Below are 18,757 nucleotides of genomic sequence, written 5' to 3'. Positions count from 1 at the left end.
AGCAACACCAGCAAGCCAGCAGCCCCCGGCAAGAGCGGTCGTGGCGCTCCGCCAAAGGCCGCCAAAGGCAAGGCACCTGCGGCTCCCCGGGAAAAAAAGCCCGTGGCTGAGGCACCGTTGGATGAAAAGCTGCAGAAAGTGCTGGCCCGCTCCGGGCTGGGCTCCCGCCGGGAAATGGAGCGCGCCATCGAGGCCGGTCTGGTAAAAGTCAATGACCGCCCGGCGCATCTGGGGGATCGAGTGACGCCCGATGACGCCATCTTTTTCAAGGGTGAGCGGGTTCAGGTGCGTACCCAGGTATCCCGTCAGCGGGTGATTCTGTACAACAAGCCGGAAGGCGAAATCTGTTCCCGTCAGGACCCGGAAGGGCGGCGCACCGTGTTCGAGAACCTCCCCGCGTTACAGGGCGAGCGCTGGATTTCGGTGGGGCGCCTTGATTACAACACCAGCGGTCTGCTGCTGTTCACCAACGACGGTGAACTGGCCAACAAGTTGATGCACCCCTCCTCAGTCATCGACCGGGAGTACCTGGTGCGGATTCAGGGTGCGGTGGACGATGAAATGAAGCGCCAGTTGGTCGAAGGCGTACTGCTGGACGACGGCGTAGCACGTTTCACCGATATTGTTGAGGGTGCCGGGGAAGGGCGCAACCGCTGGTTCTATTGCGTGGTGATGGAAGGGCGTAACCGGGAGGTTCGCCGCCTGTGGGAGTCCCAGGGGGTAAAAGTCAGCCGTCTGAAGCGCGTACGCTACGGGAATATTTTCATTCCCTCCCACGTCCGGGTGGGTCAGTGGATTGAGCTGAACGACAAGGAAATTCGGGATCTTCTGCTGACCGCGGGGATTGAGCGGCCCAAAGTGAGCCGTCTGACACCGGACGAACGAAAGCGCATGGAGCGACAGGAAAAGCGTCTGCGAGCCGGGGTCGGCAAGCGTTCTCCCGCCGTAAAACAGAAGAAGCCCAGAGCGCCCAAGGACAGTTGAGCTCAGCGGACTAGCTGAGCCCCGCCTGAACGCAGGGGGCTTCACCGGTGTGGCAGGTCAACTCCATGGCCACCCGGTTGCGCCCCTGGGCTTTCGCCCGGTAGAGCGCCTGGTCTGCCCGGTCGAACAGGCTGTGGATAGAGGTTTCACCCTCCGGTTTACGAGTGCTGACTCCGATGCTGACAGTGACCGAAAGTCGCTCCATGTCGGAAACCCAAGTCTGGACCGCTTTGCGCAATCGCTCTGCGAAGGTCTGGGCGCCGCCTGCATCGGTGCCACTGAGCAGCACGACAAACTCTTCGCCCCCGTAGCGATACACCAAGTCGGTTTCTCGACAGGCGTGGCTGATCGCTTTACCCACCTCTCTCAGAACCTGATCGCCCCGACTGTGGCCCCAGCGATCGTTGATCTGTTTGAAGTGATCCACGTCGACCAGCAACAGGGAAAATTCGCTGCCGCAGCGTTCTGCCAGGCGCAATTCCCGGTGAAGTGCGGCGTCGAGGGCGGCCCGGTTGCCCAGACCAGTCAGGGCGTCCACAGAGGCCAGGCGCACAGCATTCTGGTAGTTGAGGGCATTGCTAAGAGGGACCACCAGCAGGCTCAGCCACTCCTCCAGTCGCGCCAGCTCCATTTCGGAAAACCGACGATCCCGATAGAACAGCAGTGAACCGAGGGGCTGGCCGGAGCCGTGCAGCGCGTAATCACACTGGTGTCGTCCGGTATTGCCGATATCCACAATGCCCCCCGGCACCGGCGCTTCATAGCGCAGCCCTTTCAGACTCAGCAGTGGAGCCACCCCGTCATAGAAACGGGTGACCATGGTGCCCGGTTCCTGGGTGGTCATCAGGCGCTGCAACAGACCTAGTCGCTGCTCGGCAGCGTCTTTCTGGGGCGCACGAGGTTGTTGGCGATGTAGCGGTTGGGCGTCGTCTGGCATGAACGGGTTCGCTCTGTCTGTTGGTCACGTTTGCCGGGTAAAGGAAATACTCCGTAACGTGGTTCTCGAGTAGTCTCTCAAGCGATTTTTATGCCAGATTCAGAAAATGAATGTTAACTTGTTGTTTTTGTTGTAAAAAGCGAGGGGTTCGTTGACGGTTTTTGGCGTGTAAACCATCAAAATGCGATGTGGTGGCGGAATTTTGACAAGGTTTGCCGCCGGGCGGTCAAACCTTGCCGGTGCCGCCCGTTCAGCGCGCACGCTGCCGTCAGCTTTCGTTCACGGCCGGCAGGCAGACACGGACGCAAAGCCCGCCTTCCGGCTGGTTCTGCGCATCAATGGTGCCCTGGTGCAGCGCGACACTGCGCTGGGCAATGGCCAGCCCGAGCCCGTAACCACCGCTTTCCCGGTTGCGGTCCTCGTCCGTACGGTAGAAGGGCTGGAAGATGTCAGAAAGGCTCTCCGCCGGCACCCCAGGCCCCTGATCGCAGACCTGCACGCAGTAGTACGGATCGTCGGGCTTATGGGGTTTGTCGGCGCTGAGTGACAGGCGGACAGTCGAGGCAGGATCGGTGTAATGTAGAGCGTTGCGCAGGATGTTCTCGAACACGCCGACCAGCATGTTGCCGTGGGTCGGGACCAGAGCTTCGTCCAGCTCCGAATCCAGCACCAGGGTCACACCCTTGCGTCTCGCCTCGGCGCCATAGTTTTCCATCAGGGTTTCCAGCAGGGCCCGCAAGTCCAGGGTGTCGTCCAGCTCCCAGCCGCCGTTGTCGTGTACGGGCAGCGCCAGAATGTCGGAGATGACATCGCCCAGATAGTCGGCGGCTTTCTTGATCCGATCCAGTTCCTTGTCTACCGAACCATTGCTGCGCTGCTGGGCGATGCCGAGTGCCACCTGGAGTCGGGCGAGGGGAGAGCGAAGCTCGTGGGACACATCTTTGATCAGGCGCTTCTGCTCCAGCATGGCCTTTTCGAGCCGTTCGGTCATGTGGTCGAAATCCCGGCCCAGGCTCGCAATTTCATCCCGCCGTCCGGCAAAGTGGGGGCTGACGCGTACACTCAGGTCGCCATTGGCGATCTGCTTGGTGGCTTTCTGCAGAGTGGCAACGCTGCGGGAAAAATGTCGGGCAAGGAAGTAGCAGGCCACCCCGCAGATCAGAATCGAGACCAGCAGTAGAGGCCAGATGTTGCTGATAAACAGCTGCCACATGATATCCGCTTCGGAGGGGTCGTCGTGGGTGGACGACACTGTAATCACCTTGATCTTTCGGCCATCATTGAGCGAGAGGTAGCGGCCATAGATTTTCTGATGGCCTTCGATGTGCCGGCCGTAGGGCTTGATGCTGGTCAGCTCGGGAATGAGCGCTTGGACGCCCTGAGGCACCGGGCGATCCAACAGGTCCTCACCTTGTTCGTCGACAATATAGAAATACTGTGTGGACCAGCCGGGCATGGCCCTCATGTCCTGAATCAGTTCTTCGGTATTGCGGTTGATGGCCGAGCCGACCATCTGAAACAACAGGCGGCGGGCCGGGGCGTAGTCCTTGTCATAGCGGTGTTGGTGTAGCTTGGCGTCCGGCGCCAGATCAAACCAGTGCACCAGCACATTGGTGGCCACAATGATCGTGGCCGTGATCAGCCAGAAGGTGAAAAATACTTTCAGGTAAAGTCGTGTCATGCGGAGGCTAGGCCACCCTCGTGGGTATCGTTCAGGGTGAGCATATAACCGGCGCCGCGGACGTTGATGATCATTTCCCGTCGGGCTCCGGCACTGGTCAGCTTTTTGCGGATATTACTGACATGCACGTCGATACTGCGGTCGTAAGGGGTCAGTTTGCGGTTCAGCGCCTGCTCGGTGAGCTCATCCTTGCTGATCACTTGGCCGGCCTGACGAACCAGCAACTCCAGTACGCTGAACTCGGTGCCCGTCAGGGGGACATCGTGATCCTGCCAGTGGGCGCTTCGGCTGCCCAGGTGCAGGCGCAGTGCCTCCACCTGAAGGGTTTCGGCGCCGCCCGGTGACTGCACGGCACTACCGGCCCGGCGCAGCACGGCCCGCAGGCGGGCAACCAGCTCCCGGGGATCACAGGGCTTGGGCAGGTAGTCATCGGCCCCGATTTCCAGGCCTACGACCCGATCGATGGTGTCTCCCTTGGCGGTGAGCATGAGCACCGGGGTGGTGTACTTCTGACGCACCGTCTTGAGCACGTCAAATCCGCTGCGCTTGGGCAGCATCACATCCAGGATGATCGCCGCGTAATGGCCGCGGTTGACTTGCTCCAGCGCCTGCTCGCCGTCGTGGGCAACGTCCACTTCGAACCCCTCTGCAGTCAGATACTCGTTGAGTAGCTGGCAGAGTTCCTGGTCATCGTCGATCAGTAGCAGTTTCACCATGGTAGTGTCGGTTCTTGCCTCGTTTGAATGCCGAGTGTGTAGTGTGCTACAGCCTCCGCCGTCTGTCATGGCGTGGGACACAATTTAACCTTTTTTAACATGGCTCCCGCACTTGCCTGCCGGGGCCAGAATTGGGAGAATTCCCGTCCATCCGGAGTGATACCAGCAGAGGTGCATGTGGCGCAGATAGGCTTGTTTTTTGGAAGCGACGAGGGTAACACCGAACGGGTGGCTTACCTGATCCAGCAGTGTCTGGGCGAGGATGTGGTCGCCGTGCACGATATCGCCGATGTGACCCAACTGGATCTGGCGGATTACAACCAGATGATTCTCGGCATCCCGACCTGGGATTTCGGACAGATTCAGTCGGATTGGGAAGAGTTCTGGGATGATGTGGCGGAAGTGGACTTCAGTGGCAAGACCATCGCGCTGTTTGGCCTGGGCGATCAGTTTGGTTACGGTGACTACTTCCTTGATGCCATGGGAATGTTGCACGATGTGGTGGTCGCCGGCGGCGCCACTATCGTGGGGCACTGGCCCACGGAAGGCTATGATTATGAGGCGTCCAAGGCCGAAATTCCCGGCGAGGGCCTGTTTGTCGGCTTGGCTCTGGATGAAGATCAGCAGGAAGAACTGACCCTCAGCCGGCTGAATCTCTGGTGCGAGCAGATCCATCAGGCATTTGGGTTGACTACTCCCTTGAGCTCGCTGAGCGACGACTGACCTGATTCAGGTTTCAGCGATGAACACCGCCCGAATCGGAGCGGGATGACCCTCGGCGGTTCGGCTCGGATCGTCCGGGTCCAGAAACTCCGGCAGTGAGTGAAACCTCATCCAGTCAGTGGCGCGCTGCTCTTCCGTAGTGGTGGGGCAGAAATCGACCATGCGCGGGCTCCGGAAGCCGGCTTTGCGCAGCCAGCTCAGGAGACTGGGGCCGCTGGGTAAAAACCACACGTTATTCATTTTGGCGTACCGGCCTTCGGGCACCAGCACCTCACCCAGTCCGCCTTCGATCACCAGCGTCTCCAGTACCACTTGACCGCCAGGGCGCAGCGCCTCTTTCAGCTCCCGAAGGTGATCCATGGGGGAGCGCCGGTGATAGAGAACACCCATCGAGAACACGGTATCGAAGGCCTCCAGTTTGGGGGGGAGGGCTTCTATGCCGACCGGTACCACGTCCACCGGCGGGTTGCCGCCGAGCAATCGTTTAATGGCGAGAAACTGCACGACAAAACGCGGTGATGGATCAATGCCGATGACCCGGGATGCGCCCGCGCCGAGCATCCGCCAGCAGTGATAACCGTTGCCGCAGCCCACGTCCAGCACCCGCCGGTGGGTCAGGTCCGCCAGATGCGGGCTGACCCGATCCCACTTCCAGTCCGAGCGCCACTCGGTATCCAGATGAATACCGTGGAGGTGGTAGGGCCCCTTGCGCCAGGGAATCAACGCTTCCAGCGCGCTTCGCAATTGCTGGAGGGTGTCGGCATCAAGCGCGTCATCGGTCTCGATTCGAACCTCGTTGTTCAGCTCGATCGAGTCGGCATGAATATCGGGCAACTGGTCCAGCGCATTGAGCCAGTCGGGAAGGTCGCCGTAGCGACGGGTGTCCAGTCCCCGACGGATCTGCTCGGGCAGTTGTTCAGCCCAGCGAGACAGGACCGGGTCGAGGTGAAGCGTCTCGAGGAGGGTGTGGTAATACTCAATCATTTGATAGCAATCATCGATGCGAAATTGAAACACTGGAACCAGACGTCCACGCTGGTAAACCCGGCCTGGCGGAGACGGTCGCGATGGGTTTCGAGCGTTTCCGGGATCAGGACCTCTTCCAGCGCACTGCGCTTCTGGGCGATTTCCAGATCGCTGTAGCCGTTGGCGCGTTTGAAGTTGTGATGCAGCTCGATCATCAGCTCATTGTGCAGCGGATCCTTGAACGCCACTTTTTCCGACAGGATCAGAATGCCGCCGGGCTGCAGGCCCTCGGCGATCTGGTCGAGCACGGCCTGACGCTCGGCCGGGGGGATGAACTGCAGAGTGAAGTTCAGGACCGCCATGGAGGCGCCGCTGACCGGGGTGCTCTGCAGGTCGGTACAGAGCAGCTCTACCGGAGGTTCGGCGGTGTCGGCGGCGAGCACCTGGCGGCATCGTTCAATCATGGCGGGCGAATTGTCCACCGCCACAATGTCGCAGTTACTGGCGCGAATCCGGTGCCGCATGGCCAGGGTGGCGGCCCCCAGGGAGCACCCGAGGTCGTAACAGCGACTGTTCGAGGTTGCGTAGCGCTCGGCGAGGTCACCGATCATGTTGATGATGGTGGCGTATCCCGGGACCGAGCGCTTGATCATATCCGGAAAGACCTCCACGACCTTCTGATCAAAGGCAAAACGGCTGACTTCGGCGAGTGGATCGGCGTAGAGCTGGTCGGAGCGGTTGTCGGACATCGGCATTTCCAGGTGAATCGGGCGAGTTCAGGCGCGAATTGTACCGATTGCGGTCCCGAATTGGCAGAGCCCGCCTGTCACGGAATTGTCACATCGATGTTTCACCATGCAGAAATGTCTGCCAATTTCTCGTCCTGTCTGGCCAATGGCCCGCTTTCCCCGGTATCCGCCCCCTCGGAGGCGTTGCAACGCCTGATTGACCGGAAGCAGCTGACCCCACTGTTCCAGCCCATCATCGCACTGGATGGTGGCAGGATCGTTGGTTACGAAGCGCTCATTCGGGGGCCCGAGGACAGCGACCTGCACAGCCCGGCCCAGTTGTTTGACGCGGCCCGGTGCAGTCAGCAACTGGCCGCACTGGAATACGCCTGTCGGGAAGTGGCCTGCGAGTCTTTTGTGGCACAGGCGCTGCCGGGTAAGCTGTTTCTTAATATGTCGCCATTGAGCTTTACCGACCGGCACTACCGGGAAGGGGTCACCCGGGAGATTCTGACCCGGGTCGGCCTGGATCCCGAGCGGGTGGTCTTTGAATTGACCGAACGCCAGCCGCTGGATGAGTTTGTCTCGCTCCGGGCGGCCACGGATCACTTTCGCCACCAGGGGTTCGCGGTGGCACTGGATGATCTGGGCGCCGGCTACGCGGGGCTGCGGGTCTGGAGTGAGCTCAATCCCGATTACGTCAAAATTGATCGACATTTTATCAGCGATATCGATGCCGATCCGGTCAAGCGGGAGTTTGTGCGCGCCATGCTGGATATTGCGCACCGGCTCGGGAACCGGGTGATTGCCGAGGGTATCGAGCGCGAAGAGGAGCTGCGCACGCTCGCCGCACTGGGGGTCGAGTATGTGCAGGGATACCTGCTGCTGAGGCCCTGCAGCCACCCGCCCAGGCAGATGGTGGGGCTGGAGGGGCTGGTCGGTTTTCGGCCGCGATTGCACGACACCTTCACCTTCCGCCAGCGGGTCGGTGACATTGTTCAGTACGCCGAGGCCGTCGAGCCAACGGTTTCAACCCTGTCGGTGGTCGAACGGTTTCGGGCCGATCAGCAACTGACCTGCCTGCCGGTCGTGGATGAGGGTAGGCCTTTGGGAATGGTCAGCCGCAGCGAGCTTTTGAACATCTTCTCGCATCGATACTCCTACGAACTGCACGCGGGCAAGCCGATCTCGACCTTCATCTGTAAGCGCACCATCCGGGTTGATGTTGATTGCGAACTGAAACTGGCCGGCCAGATGGTCACGGAGGACCCCCTGCAGAATCTGAGCGTGGATCTGCTGGTCGAACAGGAGGGCCGCTATGCCGGCGTCGTTCGGGTGGGACGGCTGTTGCGCTGTATCACCGAGGAAAAAATGCGGCTCGCGAGACACAGCAACCCGCTGACCCAGCTCCCGGGGAACGTGCCTCTGTACGAGTGGATAGACCAGCTACTTCTCGATGCCCGACCCTTTACGGTCGCCTATTGCGATATCAACCAGTTCAAACCGTTCAACGATGCCTTCGGTTACGGGTTGGGAGACGATGTGATCCTGATGCTGGGGACGCTTCTGGTCAAGCACGCCCACGAGGCTCTGGATTTTGTCGGACATGTTGGTGGTGATGATTTTGTCGTGGTCTTTCGCAGTGATGATTGGCGCATTCGCTGCCAGCGTATTCTGGCGCAGTTCATCGAGGACGCAGCCGACCTCATGCCCCCGGAGCAGCGGGACTACTGGAGCCACGATCGCACTGGCCAGCGTCAGCGCTTCGGTCCCCTGACACTGTCCATCGGTTGTGTGACTCCCGATCCCGTACATTGCAAAACCCATCACCAGGTGGCTCAGTTACTGGCCGAGGCAAAGCACAGCGCCAAAGCGCAGGGCGGCAACTCACTGTTTGAGTCCCGCCGGCGCCAGCCCACATGACCGGCGCTGCTGCAGACTCCTGAATTTTCTCGATTTTCTGTCACCCCCTCCGTAAATACGCTATTCTGTGGGCAGGCGTTGATGCCCTGTATGACTCGGTTCCGGAGACTCCCCTATGGCCTATGCGGGCTACAAAAAGCTGCACGCACTGATTGTGGACGACTTTGACAGCTTCCGTATGACCGTCAGCAAAATGCTTCAGGAAATGGGCGTAAACTCGATTGATACCGCCAGCAATGGCGCTGAAGCCCTGCGCCTGTGCAAGGCCAAAATGTACGACCTGATTCTGTGTGACCACAATCTGGGGAAAGGGAAAACGGGGCAGCAGGTACTCGAAGATCTTCGCTATCACAAAATTCTTGATCCCACGGCGGTATTTATCCTGATTTCGGCGGAGTCCAGCCGCAGTATGGTGATGGCCGCCTACGACTCGGAGCCGGACGAATACCTGGCCAAACCGATCACCACCCGATCCCTGCAGCGGCGTCTCGATCGCCTGATGGCCCGGCGCGACAAGTTGACACCGGTGTATCGGGCCATCAATGGCAAGCAGTTTGATGTCGCCATTCAGCTGTGTCGCAAAGAAGTGGCCTCCGACGGCCGGTTCGCGGCTCACTGCCAGAAAATGCTCGGTCACCTGTATCTCGAGATGGGAGATGTTGATGCCGCCGAGGCGCTGTATCGCGAAGCGCTCGAGCACCGCTCACTGGACTGGGCGATGGTCGGCATGGCGGAGGTCAAGCGCGCGCGGGGCGATCTTCTGGGGGCGCAGCAATGGTTGGAAGAAACGGTGCAGGAACACCCGTTGTTCATGAAGGCCTATGACCTGCAGGCGCAAATATGTCGCGAGCAGGGCGCCCGTGACCGTCTTCAGAAAGTACTTGAACACGCCGTTGAAGTCTCTCCGCTCGCGATCTTACGACAGCAGACCCTGGCCGAAACGGCGATGGAAAACCACGATGTGGTTACCGCGGCAACGGCTTACCGCAAAGCGGTTCGACTGGGCGAGAATTCGGTGTATGACCGGGCCGATGTTCATCTGGATTTTGCCCGCGCGACGGCGACCCTGTTCGCCGAAGACAAAACGCTGGCCAAGCAATACGCCCGGGATGCGCTGAAAACCCTCAGCGATTACGAGCAGCGGTTTGGGAAACAGATCGATCGTAAAGCGGAAGCGTTGTTGATTGAAGCTCAGATCGCAGCGGGACAGGGCGATAAAAAACTGGCGGAGCAATTGCTCGAGCAGACTCAGTCGCTGCTGGCGGATGAGGGTCTGGTCCTGAGTCTGGATGCTTCGCTTGAGCTGGCGAAGACCTATCGCGCTACGGATCGGGCCACTGAGGCCAGCGAATTGCTGGAGGAGTTGACGTCTCTGCACGCCGGTCAGGAGCGTGATCTGGAAAAAATTGACCGGCTGCTGGAAGAGCCGGTCAGCCATAAAAACCGGCAGCTGGTGGCCGAAATCAACCAGCGCGGCATCAGTTTCTATGAGCAGCAACAGTATCGGGATTCAATTGAATGCTTCGATGAAGCGTTGCGCAAGTTTCCGCGACATATCGGCGTCCGGCTTAACCTCGCTCAAGCGTTGCTGGATAAAATCGATCGGGAAGGTGCTCATGAGAGCGACCTGGCCAAAGTGTCGGTTACTCTTCAGTTTGTGACTGACACCATCCTGCCCAACCACGAGCAGTTCCGTCGCTTCCGGCAGCTTCAGGATCTGCATCGGCAAGTCGAGAACAAAGTCAAAATCGGTAGTTGAGGGTGTGACGTGGCATTGGTGAATCAAACCCTGAACACCCAAGAGGGGAGAGCAATGGACGAACAAGATGAGGGTCTGGATTTCAGCTTTGTACTGGCCTCCAGCGTTCATGACATGAAAAACTCGCTGGGTATGCTGCTGCATACTCTGGAGTCCATGTTGGCGGACAACCCGCCGGAAAATGATGCACAGCGGAAAACCTTCTCTGTGCTCGGCTACGAAGCATCGCGAATCAACAGTGAGCTTGTTCAGCTGTTGACCCTGTATCGCATGCAGCACGAATCGCTGCGGGTTCAGGTCGACGAGCACCACGTGGTGGACCTGCTGGAGGACCAGGTGGACCGGAACGATGTGCTGTTCCAGGCTCGGGACCTGGAGGTGACAGTAAAGTGTGATCCGGATCTCAAATGGTACTTTGACAGCGAATTGCTTGGCGGCGTGATCAACAATATTCTGGTAAATTGTGCCCGGTACTCGCACTCGCAACTGTTGATCAGCGCTGAGGTGACGGACCGGGGGCTGGACATCCGCATTGCCGATGATGGACAGGGTTACCCCCAGTCAATGCTGGATGCCCCACTGGAGATGAACGCGGGCGTTTCTTTTTCCAGTGGCAGTACCAACCTGGGGCTGCTGTTTGCGGCCCGGATTGTCCAGCTGCATCGCGCTCACGGCATCCGCGGCAGCCTTAAACTGGCCAATGATGGCCCGCTGGGCGGTGGCATTCTGACTCTGACCCTGCCGTGATGGCCGGGCACTGAAACCCTTAACAGGCAATTCATAATAACTATGCTGAAACTTCGAGCCCGACATAATAAGCACCAGTCCGTGTGGCTGGTAGAACCGGGAGTTAAAGTGGGGCGTTCAGCCACCAACGATCTGATCCTGGACCACGCCAGCGTGGCCAGCCTGCAGTTCGTCATCGGTGTTCGCGCCGACCGCCTCATTCTCAAAAACCGAGCGCCGGAAACGCCATTGCGGGTCAATGACAAACTCATCGATGATCGCTGCAGGCTTCAGGAGGGCGATCGGATAACCCTTGGTGATCTGGAGCTGGAGATCATCGACCCGAAAAAAGATGTTGGCCAGGCCTCGCCGGCGCTTACCGAGTGGAGCCTCAAGCCCAATAGCGCGGCGCTCGGCTCTCGGGTATTTCCGCTCGCCGAGACGACGGTAGTGGGGCGTTCGAGCGAGTGTGATATTCATCTGGCGGTCGCACACCTGTCACGCCGACACGCTCAGCTTCAGATTCTGGATGGTCTGCTGTACGTGAAGGATCTCGGCTCTTCCAACGGCACTTTCCTCAATGGTGAGCGGGTCACCGAGGCGCGGGTTCGTCGGGGTGACGAGCTGCGCTTTGATACCCTGAGCTTCGGTGTCATTGGCCCCTCCGATGATCTCGGGAAAACCACCGTACGCAGCACTGCTCCGGCCAGGGCGCCCGCAGCAAAGGCGAGCGCGCAGAAACCCAGAGTGGACGAGACGACCCGACGGGAAGCGGCCAAGGAGCCTCAGACGGTTCAGCCTCAGCCGACGGCGTCGACCGCTGGGTCCGAACGGACCGCCCGCCAGCGGGGCTGGGTCGGAGGCTTGGTCCTGCTGGGGCTGCTGGCCGCGGTGGTTGTCGTGTGGTTGGTCAAAAAATAACCTAAAGGTTTGCTGGCGTCGGCCGATACGCGGGAAAGCGTATCGTAAATTCACTCGCCTCCCGGGAGGTGCACAATGCCCATTTCCTCAATACACAGTGCCTCCGGTCGCCCGGCGGACCTTCTCCCCGGACAGTCCGGGCGCAACGGTGGGGTTGCCTCTCAGGGAGCGACGGCATCGGAGCGATCCCCGGGTGCCGAGACCTCCAGCCTGGAGGAGCGCCGGCAGAAAGCGTTCCAGACCATCGAGCAGACCCTGGCCATGGGCTACGAAAAGCTCGCCTCGAAGCGCGGTGGGGCGGCTCAGGCGTTCGACCGCTTTGAGCCCCTGAGCGCCGAAAAAGTCGCGGGTAATATACTTGGTTTTATCGAACGTCGACTCCTCAAAGACGCGGCCGAAGGCGCCACCGAAGCTCAACTGCAGGCGCGCCTGGATGCCGGATTGGAGGGCTTCAAAAAGGGCTTTGCCGAGGCGCAGAAGCAACTGGAAGCCCTGGCGAGCTTTACCCCCGAAATCCAGGCCGATATCGATGATACCCGCGAACGGGTGTTGGCCGGTGTCGAAGACCTCAGGCAGCGGATTGTTGACCAACAACTGGGTCAATCCCAACTGGGTCAATCCCCGTCGGATGAGCGCGCTGATGGTGCCAATACCTCCCGGTCCGAGGGACCGCTCGCCTATCGATATGAACAGGCCCGCGCCAGTCGGTTCAGCTTCGAGCTGATGACCGCCGAGGGGGACCGCGTTGCCATACAGGCCAACAGCAGTGCCGCTGTGTCGCTCAGTGGGTCGGGCAATGGGTCCTCCTTTTCCGCAGCGGCCAGCCGGTCATTGAGTTGGTCCGTGGAGGGCGATCTGAATGCCGATGAACGTTCCGCGATCGAATCCCTTCTGGGTGGCGTTGATCGTCTGGCCGAACAGTTCTTCTCCGGTGATCTGAATGGGGCGCTGGAATCGGCCATGGCGCTCGGTTACGACCGCGAGCAAGTGGCCAGCTTCTCCCTGAATCTGAGTCAATCGTCAATCCGGCAGGTCAGTGAAACTTATGGTCGGAGCACCGGAAAGCCCGAGCAGGGGCCCGGGCTTCAGGAGCGACTGGCGCCCTTGGGACAGTTTCTCCGGGGCCTGGAGGCAGCGCTGGCCGATGCATCCCGGGTGTCTGCGGGTCCTGAAACGCTGCTTCTGGACGTCGCCGAGCGTATGCTGCCGTCTGATCAAACCGAGACTCCAGCCCAGTCCCTGCGCGGGTTCATGGCGGAGATGCTGGAGACGCTGACCACCGACCCGGTGGGTGCCGAACGGCCTCAGCGTTCTTCGGCTGATGTCGGTGATACGTCCGGGGAGGCCTGATTGTCGGAACCGGTTCTGATCCTGTACACCACCCTCGGCTGTCATCTGTGCGAACAGGCCAAAGATGAACTCTGGCCTGCACTGACACAGACCGGGTGGCGGTTGGAAGAGGTGGATATAGCGGACTCGGATAGCCTGATGGCTCGCTACGGAACGCGCATTCCAGTGGTCGCCCGGTCCGATTCCGGAGCGGAACTGGGCTGGCCCTTCAGCTCGGGTGAGGTAACGGGATTACTCGAAGGATAGTGCGACCTCCGGTCGGCTCAGAGCTTTATCCCGATCTGATCCATGGTGTCGGAAACCCACTGAATGGCTTCCAGGTAGGCTTGGGAGAGCTGGCTGGCCGTGATGCCCACGCTGCTCAGATAGGACCAGTCGATCGCCCCCCAGGCACCCCGCTCATAATGCTCCACGATATCCAGAATCCGTCCCTCGTGCCCCTGGTGGCGTAGCAGGGCCTCGCTCAGTTCCGGGCTCAGGGACAGGTTGCCCAACAGCACATCGAGCGGTACGTCCATGAACGCATCCAGGGTGGACAGCAGGCCGACGGTGAAGAACGCATCCTGACGGGCCTCTCTTTGCATGGCACTGGCGAGGGTCTCGCACATCCGGGCGCGGGTCAGCGCCGCCACACTCAGTTCGGTGGGTTTGTTGCCTAGGTTGGCCATGGCCAACAGGTTGACCCAGTTTTTGATGATGTCCAGGCCGAGCAAGGTGATGGCCTGGCGCAGGGACTCGATGGTTCGCGGCAGGGCAAAGGCGGCGGAGTTGACCAGGCGCAACAGTTTATAGCTCAGCACCGGGTCCTGGGAGAGCAGCTGCTCGACGCGCAGAATGGATACATCGGGATCGTGCAGGGCGGCGAGCAGTTGCAGAACGGCCTGCTTGCTTTCCGAGATTTTGTGACCCGAGAGAATTTTCGGACGCGCGAGGAAATAGCCCTGAAACAGGTCGAACCCCAGGGCCCGGCAACGCTCGAGCATTTCGTAGGTTTCGACCTTTTCGGCCAGTAAAGTGAGGCCCAGGGGTTTGAGCTGTTCGATATGATCCAGCAGTTCGGTTTCCGACAGTTGCAGTACGTCGAGCTTGACGATATCGGCGTACTCCAGCAGAGGGCGGGTCTGCTCGGTGAGCACAAAATCATCCAGGGCAATGGTATAGCCCTCGGAGCGCAACTGCGTCAGGCCGGTCAGCAGTGCCTGATCGACCACCTGATCTTCGAGAACTTCCACCACCATCTGGCGGCGGTCGAAGGGCGGGGGCGTGATCAACAGGGTCCGGGTAAAATTGATATAGGCTTTGAGTTTGCCGACCACTTTTTCCAGCGAGAGATCGGTGAAAGTGTGCAGCAATACCTGCGAGCTGGCGGAGTCACCATTGGTGAAGGAGGCCAGGTTCCCGGAGCCCGAGCGACACAGCAGTTCGTAGGCGACGACCTGCATGGAACGGTTGAAAATGGGTTGCCGCGCCAGCAGCGGTAGAAGCTCAGACATGGGGGCTACTGCGTTATCCTTAAATCGAACCAGTGGGCCAGTTTAGCCCGGTCCGGTCCTTGTACACAATCGCCGGGAGCGGAGGGAGGGGGAACGGGTCAGGCCAAATTGATGAATATTGCGCCATTTCTGCTAGACTGGCAATATCCGGCGCCGCTGCAACGCTCATCAGACAATAATCAAGCGCGCCTTCTTTCGGGGATTTCACTATGGCAAACCTGCTCAGTACCGTGGATCAGCGAACCCGCCTGGTGGGCGAAAACCGGTTGGAGCTGCTGTTGTTCCGATTGGGGGGCGCCCAGTTGTTCGCAATCAATGTCTTCAAGGTCCAGGAAGTGGTCAAAATGCCCCGGTTGCGCCGGGTGCCTCACAGTCACTCCCAGGTGTGTGGGGTGACCCAGTGGCGCGGACAGACAATTCCGGTACTGGATCTGAGTGCCGCGATCGGTGCCCGGGCTCTGCCGCCGGGCACCGAGCAGAACCTGATCGTCACGGAATACAACCGCTCGGTACAGGCCTTTATGACCGGGCCGGTAGACCGTATTGTCAACCTGAACTGGGAGGAGGTGTTGCCGCCACCGGAAGGGGCGGGACGCGGTCACTTCCTGACCTCAATCACCCGTGTGGACGGCCGGCTGGTGGAGATTCTGGACGTCGAGCGGGTTCTGGCCGAAGTGGCGGAACTGAACACCTCGGTCTCCGAGCAGACGCTGGATCAGACGCTGGCCCGGGAAGCCAGGGCACGAGGGCTGAAGGTGCTGCTTGCCGAGGACTCGGCAACCGCCGTCGCTCAGGTCCGGGAGACACTCAGCGAGCTGGGGCTGGAGCTGATTGCGGTGCAGGATGGCCTGAAAGCGTTGCGGCAACTGCAGGCTTGGGTTGCCGAAGGCAAGCGGGTTACCGATGAGGTGGTCATGCTGATCACCGACGCGGAGATGCCCGAGATGGACGGTTATCGACTGACCGCGGAAATCCGTCAGTCGGCGGATTTCGGGGACCTGCATGTGGTCATGCATACCTCGCTCAGCGGCGGGTTCAATCAGGCGATGGTATCCAAGGTAGGCTGTGATGCCTTTCTGTCAAAGTTCGCGCCGGACGAGTTGGCCAGTGTGGTTCAGGCCCGGCTGAAAGCCTACCTGAACCTCTGATTTCGGCCGCGCGTCCGATCAGAAGGGCGCGCTTGCCTCCTCCGCCGTAATGAAGGGACTTTTCTCTCCCATCCGGTAGCCGTAAATCACCGAGTAAGACAGCACGTTCTGTACATAGCCCCGGGTTTCCCGAAACGGTATGGTTTCAATCCAGACGTCGTAGGGCAACTTGTGGGTCTTCTCTCGCAACCATTGCTTTACCCGATAGGGGCCGGCGTTGTAGGCCGCCGTGGCGAGAATCCGGTTGCCGCCGAATTCGGTCAGCAGTTCATTCAGGTAACGGCTCCCCAGGGCGATGTTTTTCTCCGGGCTGAGCAGATCGGCGCGCCGGTAGGGCACGCCCGCTCTCCGGGCGGTCTGCTGAGCGGTGGCGGGCATCAGCTGCATCAGCCCCATGGCGCCGGCCGGTGAGCGGGCGTGGGGCATGAAGGCGCTCTCCTGGCGGGCAATGGCGAACAGCAGGTGAGGGTGGATGGCGGTGTCCCGGGCGGCGGCCTGGACATGCTCCTGATAGGCGAGGGGAAAGCGCATCTGCAAGTCGTCCCAGAAACGAGCACTGATCATTGCCTGAATGCCTTTGCGGTGCCAGCCCCAGCGCTGGGCCAGTTTGCCGGCTGCCATGATCCGCTCGTGCTCCAGCCCGGGGACGGTGTAATACCACTCGCGGTTGGCCGCAACGGTGTCGCCGATCATCAACCATTCATAGGCGCGCTGCAACGCCGGGTGCTGTTCCATGTCGGCCAGCACGGCGTCCGAGACCGGCGCCGGCTGGTCCAGTAGGCGGTACTCGAAGCCCAGCTTGTCGGCGGAGAGGAACCCGTAAAAGCTCCGGGTGGCGGCCACGGCGGCGTAGAGATCTCTCGGCTCGGGGCCGGTGTTCTCCAGCGCCAGCTCCTCGATCATCCGGGCGCGCCAGTAGCGCCACCGCTCGCTGTCCTGAGCTTCGGCGGGAAGCTGGTTGAGCCAGGTATAGGCGCGCTCCCAGTCCAGTTGCTCCAGGGCGTCACGAATCAATGATTCGACCAGATCGGTATTGCCCAGTGCCGGGACGGTAGCCAACAGTTGATCGGCCTGCTCCCGGTGGCCCTGGAAAATCAGGCGCTGGGCAATGGTTTCCTGGGTGGCCAGGCGCTCAGCGTGGGAAAACAGCTGCTGGGCATCGTAACCACGCCAGAGCGCCAGAGCCTGAAGGGCGTCGCGGCGCGCAAGACGTTGAATGCCGTGGCTGATGATGTCCTGCATGGCCTCGGACTGCTCGCGAAAACGTGCGGTCTGGGCGAGCGCCTTGGGGTTGCGGTTCACCTCCCGCATGAGTCTGGCTTTGCCTTGCCAGCTATCCGGCATCTGCCGGGCAAGGTAGTTGGCCAGGCCGTAGGCGCGTCCCTTGATGGCCTTGGTATGGCGCTCCCAGGTGATGGCCGGTGTCAGCCGTCCTTCGGCCATCCAGCGGTCGAATACCGGGTCACAGGCCTCCGGTTGCGAGCGCGCCACATTCCACAGGGGTTCGACCTCATCCAGGGCACTCTTGTCGCCCCGGGTCAGGCGGGCGTGGAGGGCGTGGCAGGCCAGCTCGGTGTCCCCCAGGGCGCCGGGGTAATCGCTGAGATACTGATCCCAGCGTTTCTGGCGGGCGAGGCTGTGCAACCACTGGCGCTGGAGCTGATGGGCGAGATAGGAGCCCGATTCGGCCTCGAGAAAATCCCCGACCGCCTCGGGGGAAGCTTTCTGCAGGTTGCGGGTCAGCTCCCGGTAGGTAAGGTAGGGGGCGAGGGGGTACCCCTCCAACTGCTCAAGCAGGGTTTCGTAACGGGTCATCTGTCGCCGGGACAGGGCATCCCGGGCTTCCAGAAATGTCTGGCGCTGGGCCAGACGCTCCGGGCTTGTCGTGGTCGCATCCGGCCAGACGACGTCTTGCGACGAGGGGGCCGCGAGTACTCTGGGTAGGGCCAGGAGCAGGCCGACAAAAACGGCGAACAGGGAGACGTGGGACCGAATACGCAGCGACCACATGGTGTTGCTACCTCATTCTCTCGTGCATGAACCGGTAATTCGCGGATTGACCGGATTATTCTTCTGTGGCGTGAAGGAAGGCTGTATGATGCCCATCCGTCTCGCGCTTGTCAGTTCAGCATAACAGGCCCCCGGGGCCCGCGCTACTGGCGTTCCGCGATAAAAACCGGATTTTTATTCCCTTTGTGCAGTACATCAAAAAGTGTTCCCATGTCATTGATTCGCTTAGAAAATGCCCAGCTCAGTTATGGCCTGCAAGTGCTGCTGGATGGCGTTGACCTGTCGGTTGAAAAAGGTCGCCGACTCTGCCTGATAGGCCGCAATGGGGCCGGCAAGTCCAGCCTGATGAAAGTGCTGGCCGGTGAGGTCGATCTGGATGGCGGTACCGTGCAGGTGGGTCCCGAGGTCAAGGTGGCGCGGTTGGCTCAGGATCTTCCCGAGGCCGATGACAAAACCGTGTTTGACCTGGTGGCCGAGGGGCTGGGGGATGTGGGCGAGTTGCTGCAGAAATTCCATCACCTGTCCCACGCCGGTGGCGAGAGTGATATGAGTGAATTGGCGCGCCTGCAACAGCAGATCGAAGCGCAGGACGGCTGGCAGTTCCAGCAGAAGGTGGATACCACCCTGACCCGCCTGGGGCTCGAAGGCGACTGGGCCATGGCCAACCTCTCCGGCGGCTGGCGCCGCCGGGT

The 18,757-nt window shown here is 60.5% G+C and carries 17 protein-coding genes; 10 read left to right on the top strand and 7 right to left on the bottom strand.

Going from position 1 to position 18,757, the window contains the following annotated elements; genetic code table 11:
- Nucleotides 1-102: 102 nt before the first annotated feature.
- Nucleotides 103-984 (top strand): 23S rRNA pseudouridine(2605) synthase RluB, encoded by an 882-nt coding sequence (gene rluB / locus B3520_RS07340; protein WP_246004334.1) that lies wholly within the window; start codon nt 103-105, stop codon nt 982-984.
- A 10-nt stretch (nt 985-994) separates the two neighbouring features.
- Here the strand turns inward: rluB and B3520_RS07335 are convergent, their stop codons facing one another.
- The 3 genes from B3520_RS07335 to B3520_RS07325 form a co-directional block, all read right to left on the bottom strand.
- Entirely contained in the window at nt 995-1,921 is a 927-nt protein-coding gene (locus tag B3520_RS07335) for a GGDEF domain-containing protein (RefSeq protein WP_286807757.1), read from the bottom strand.
- Between the two features lie 268 nt (nt 1,922-2,189).
- Nucleotides 2,190-3,602: an ATP-binding protein gene (locus tag B3520_RS07330; RefSeq protein ID WP_123637515.1), complete on the bottom strand. Its 1,413-nt coding sequence runs from the start codon at nt 3,600-3,602 to the stop codon at nt 2,190-2,192.
- Nucleotides 3,599-4,318 carry a response regulator transcription factor gene (locus tag B3520_RS07325; RefSeq protein ID WP_286807756.1) on the bottom strand — a complete coding sequence of 240 codons (720 nt, stop codon included), beginning with the start codon at nt 4,316-4,318 and terminating at the stop codon, nt 3,599-3,601. Before B3520_RS07325 ends, B3520_RS07330 begins: the two co-directional genes overlap by 4 nt.
- A 177-nt stretch (nt 4,319-4,495) precedes the next feature.
- On the opposite strand from B3520_RS07325, the gene B3520_RS07320 reads away from it, so the two are divergent.
- Nucleotides 4,496-5,041 carry a flavodoxin gene (locus B3520_RS07320; RefSeq protein ID WP_123637514.1) on the top strand — a complete coding sequence of 182 codons (546 nt, stop codon included), beginning with the start codon at nt 4,496-4,498 and terminating at the stop codon, nt 5,039-5,041.
- 6 nt (nt 5,042-5,047) lie between these two features.
- Here B3520_RS07320 and cmoB read toward each other — a convergent pair whose 3' ends face one another.
- On the bottom strand, nt 5,048-6,025 hold the full coding sequence (gene cmoB, locus B3520_RS07315; protein ID WP_286875773.1) for a tRNA 5-methoxyuridine(34)/uridine 5-oxyacetic acid(34) synthase CmoB: 978 nt from the start codon (nt 6,023-6,025) through the stop codon (nt 5,048-5,050).
- Complete coding sequence (cmoA, locus tag B3520_RS07310) at nt 6,022-6,756, bottom strand: carboxy-S-adenosyl-L-methionine synthase CmoA (RefSeq protein WP_286807409.1); 735 nt, start codon at nt 6,754-6,756, stop codon at nt 6,022-6,024. The genes cmoB and cmoA overlap by 4 nt, the downstream gene beginning before the upstream one ends.
- Nucleotides 6,757-6,852: 96 nt before the next feature.
- Here cmoA and B3520_RS07305 point away from each other — a divergent pair, with 96 nt between their 5' ends.
- From B3520_RS07305 to B3520_RS07280, 6 genes are all read left to right on the top strand, one after another.
- Entirely contained in the window at nt 6,853-8,658 is a 1,806-nt protein-coding gene (locus B3520_RS07305) for a bifunctional diguanylate cyclase/phosphodiesterase (protein ID WP_286807410.1), read from the top strand.
- Nucleotides 8,659-8,773: 115 nt separating this feature from the next.
- Nucleotides 8,774-10,417 (top strand): tetratricopeptide repeat-containing response regulator, encoded by a 1,644-nt coding sequence (locus tag B3520_RS07300; protein ID WP_286807412.1) that lies wholly within the window; start codon nt 8,774-8,776, stop codon nt 10,415-10,417.
- Between the two features lie 54 nt (nt 10,418-10,471).
- The gene (locus B3520_RS07295; RefSeq protein ID WP_123637510.1) at nt 10,472-11,164 is read left to right on the top strand and encodes a sensor histidine kinase; all 693 of its coding nucleotides are present in this window, start codon (nt 10,472-10,474) and stop codon (nt 11,162-11,164) included.
- Between the two features lie 42 nt (nt 11,165-11,206).
- Nucleotides 11,207-12,064 carry an FHA domain-containing protein gene (locus B3520_RS07290; protein WP_286875771.1) on the top strand — a complete coding sequence of 286 codons (858 nt, stop codon included), beginning with the start codon at nt 11,207-11,209 and terminating at the stop codon, nt 12,062-12,064.
- Nucleotides 12,065-12,139: 75 nt separating this feature from the next.
- Entirely contained in the window at nt 12,140-13,414 is a 1,275-nt protein-coding gene (locus B3520_RS07285; RefSeq protein ID WP_286807414.1) for a DUF5610 domain-containing protein, read from the top strand.
- Complete coding sequence (locus B3520_RS07280) at nt 13,415-13,660, top strand: glutaredoxin family protein (RefSeq protein WP_211331041.1); 246 nt, start codon at nt 13,415-13,417, stop codon at nt 13,658-13,660. It begins immediately after the preceding gene.
- 17 nt (nt 13,661-13,677) lie between these two features.
- Here the strand turns inward: B3520_RS07280 and B3520_RS07275 are convergent, their stop codons facing one another.
- Entirely contained in the window at nt 13,678-14,907 is a 1,230-nt protein-coding gene (locus B3520_RS07275; RefSeq protein ID WP_286807416.1) for an EAL and HDOD domain-containing protein, read from the bottom strand.
- 209 nt (nt 14,908-15,116) lie between these two features.
- On the opposite strand from B3520_RS07275, the gene B3520_RS07270 reads away from it, so the two are divergent.
- Nucleotides 15,117-16,055, top strand: coding sequence for a chemotaxis protein (locus B3520_RS07270; protein WP_024460347.1), 939 nt, complete (start codon nt 15,117-15,119; stop codon nt 16,053-16,055).
- Nucleotides 16,056-16,073: 18 nt separating this feature from the next.
- Here B3520_RS07270 and B3520_RS07265 read toward each other — a convergent pair whose 3' ends face one another.
- A complete protein-coding gene (locus B3520_RS07265; protein ID WP_286875769.1) occupies nt 16,074-18,065 on the bottom strand; it encodes a transglycosylase SLT domain-containing protein in 1,992 nt (663 codons plus the stop codon).
- 210 nt (nt 18,066-18,275) lie between these two features.
- Here B3520_RS07265 and B3520_RS07260 point away from each other — a divergent pair.
- Nucleotides 18,276-18,757, top strand: a 482-nt coding sequence (locus tag B3520_RS07260; protein WP_286875768.1) for an ATP-binding cassette domain-containing protein, incomplete at its 3' end; no start/stop codon positions are given.

Source organism: Marinimicrobium sp. UBA4509 (genome assembly GCF_002388575.1).
Lineage (GTDB): Bacteria > Pseudomonadota > Gammaproteobacteria > Pseudomonadales > Cellvibrionaceae > Marinimicrobium > Marinimicrobium koreense.
Note: the sequence above shows the minus strand (reverse complement) of the source record. Positions and strands in the feature narration are given on the sequence as shown.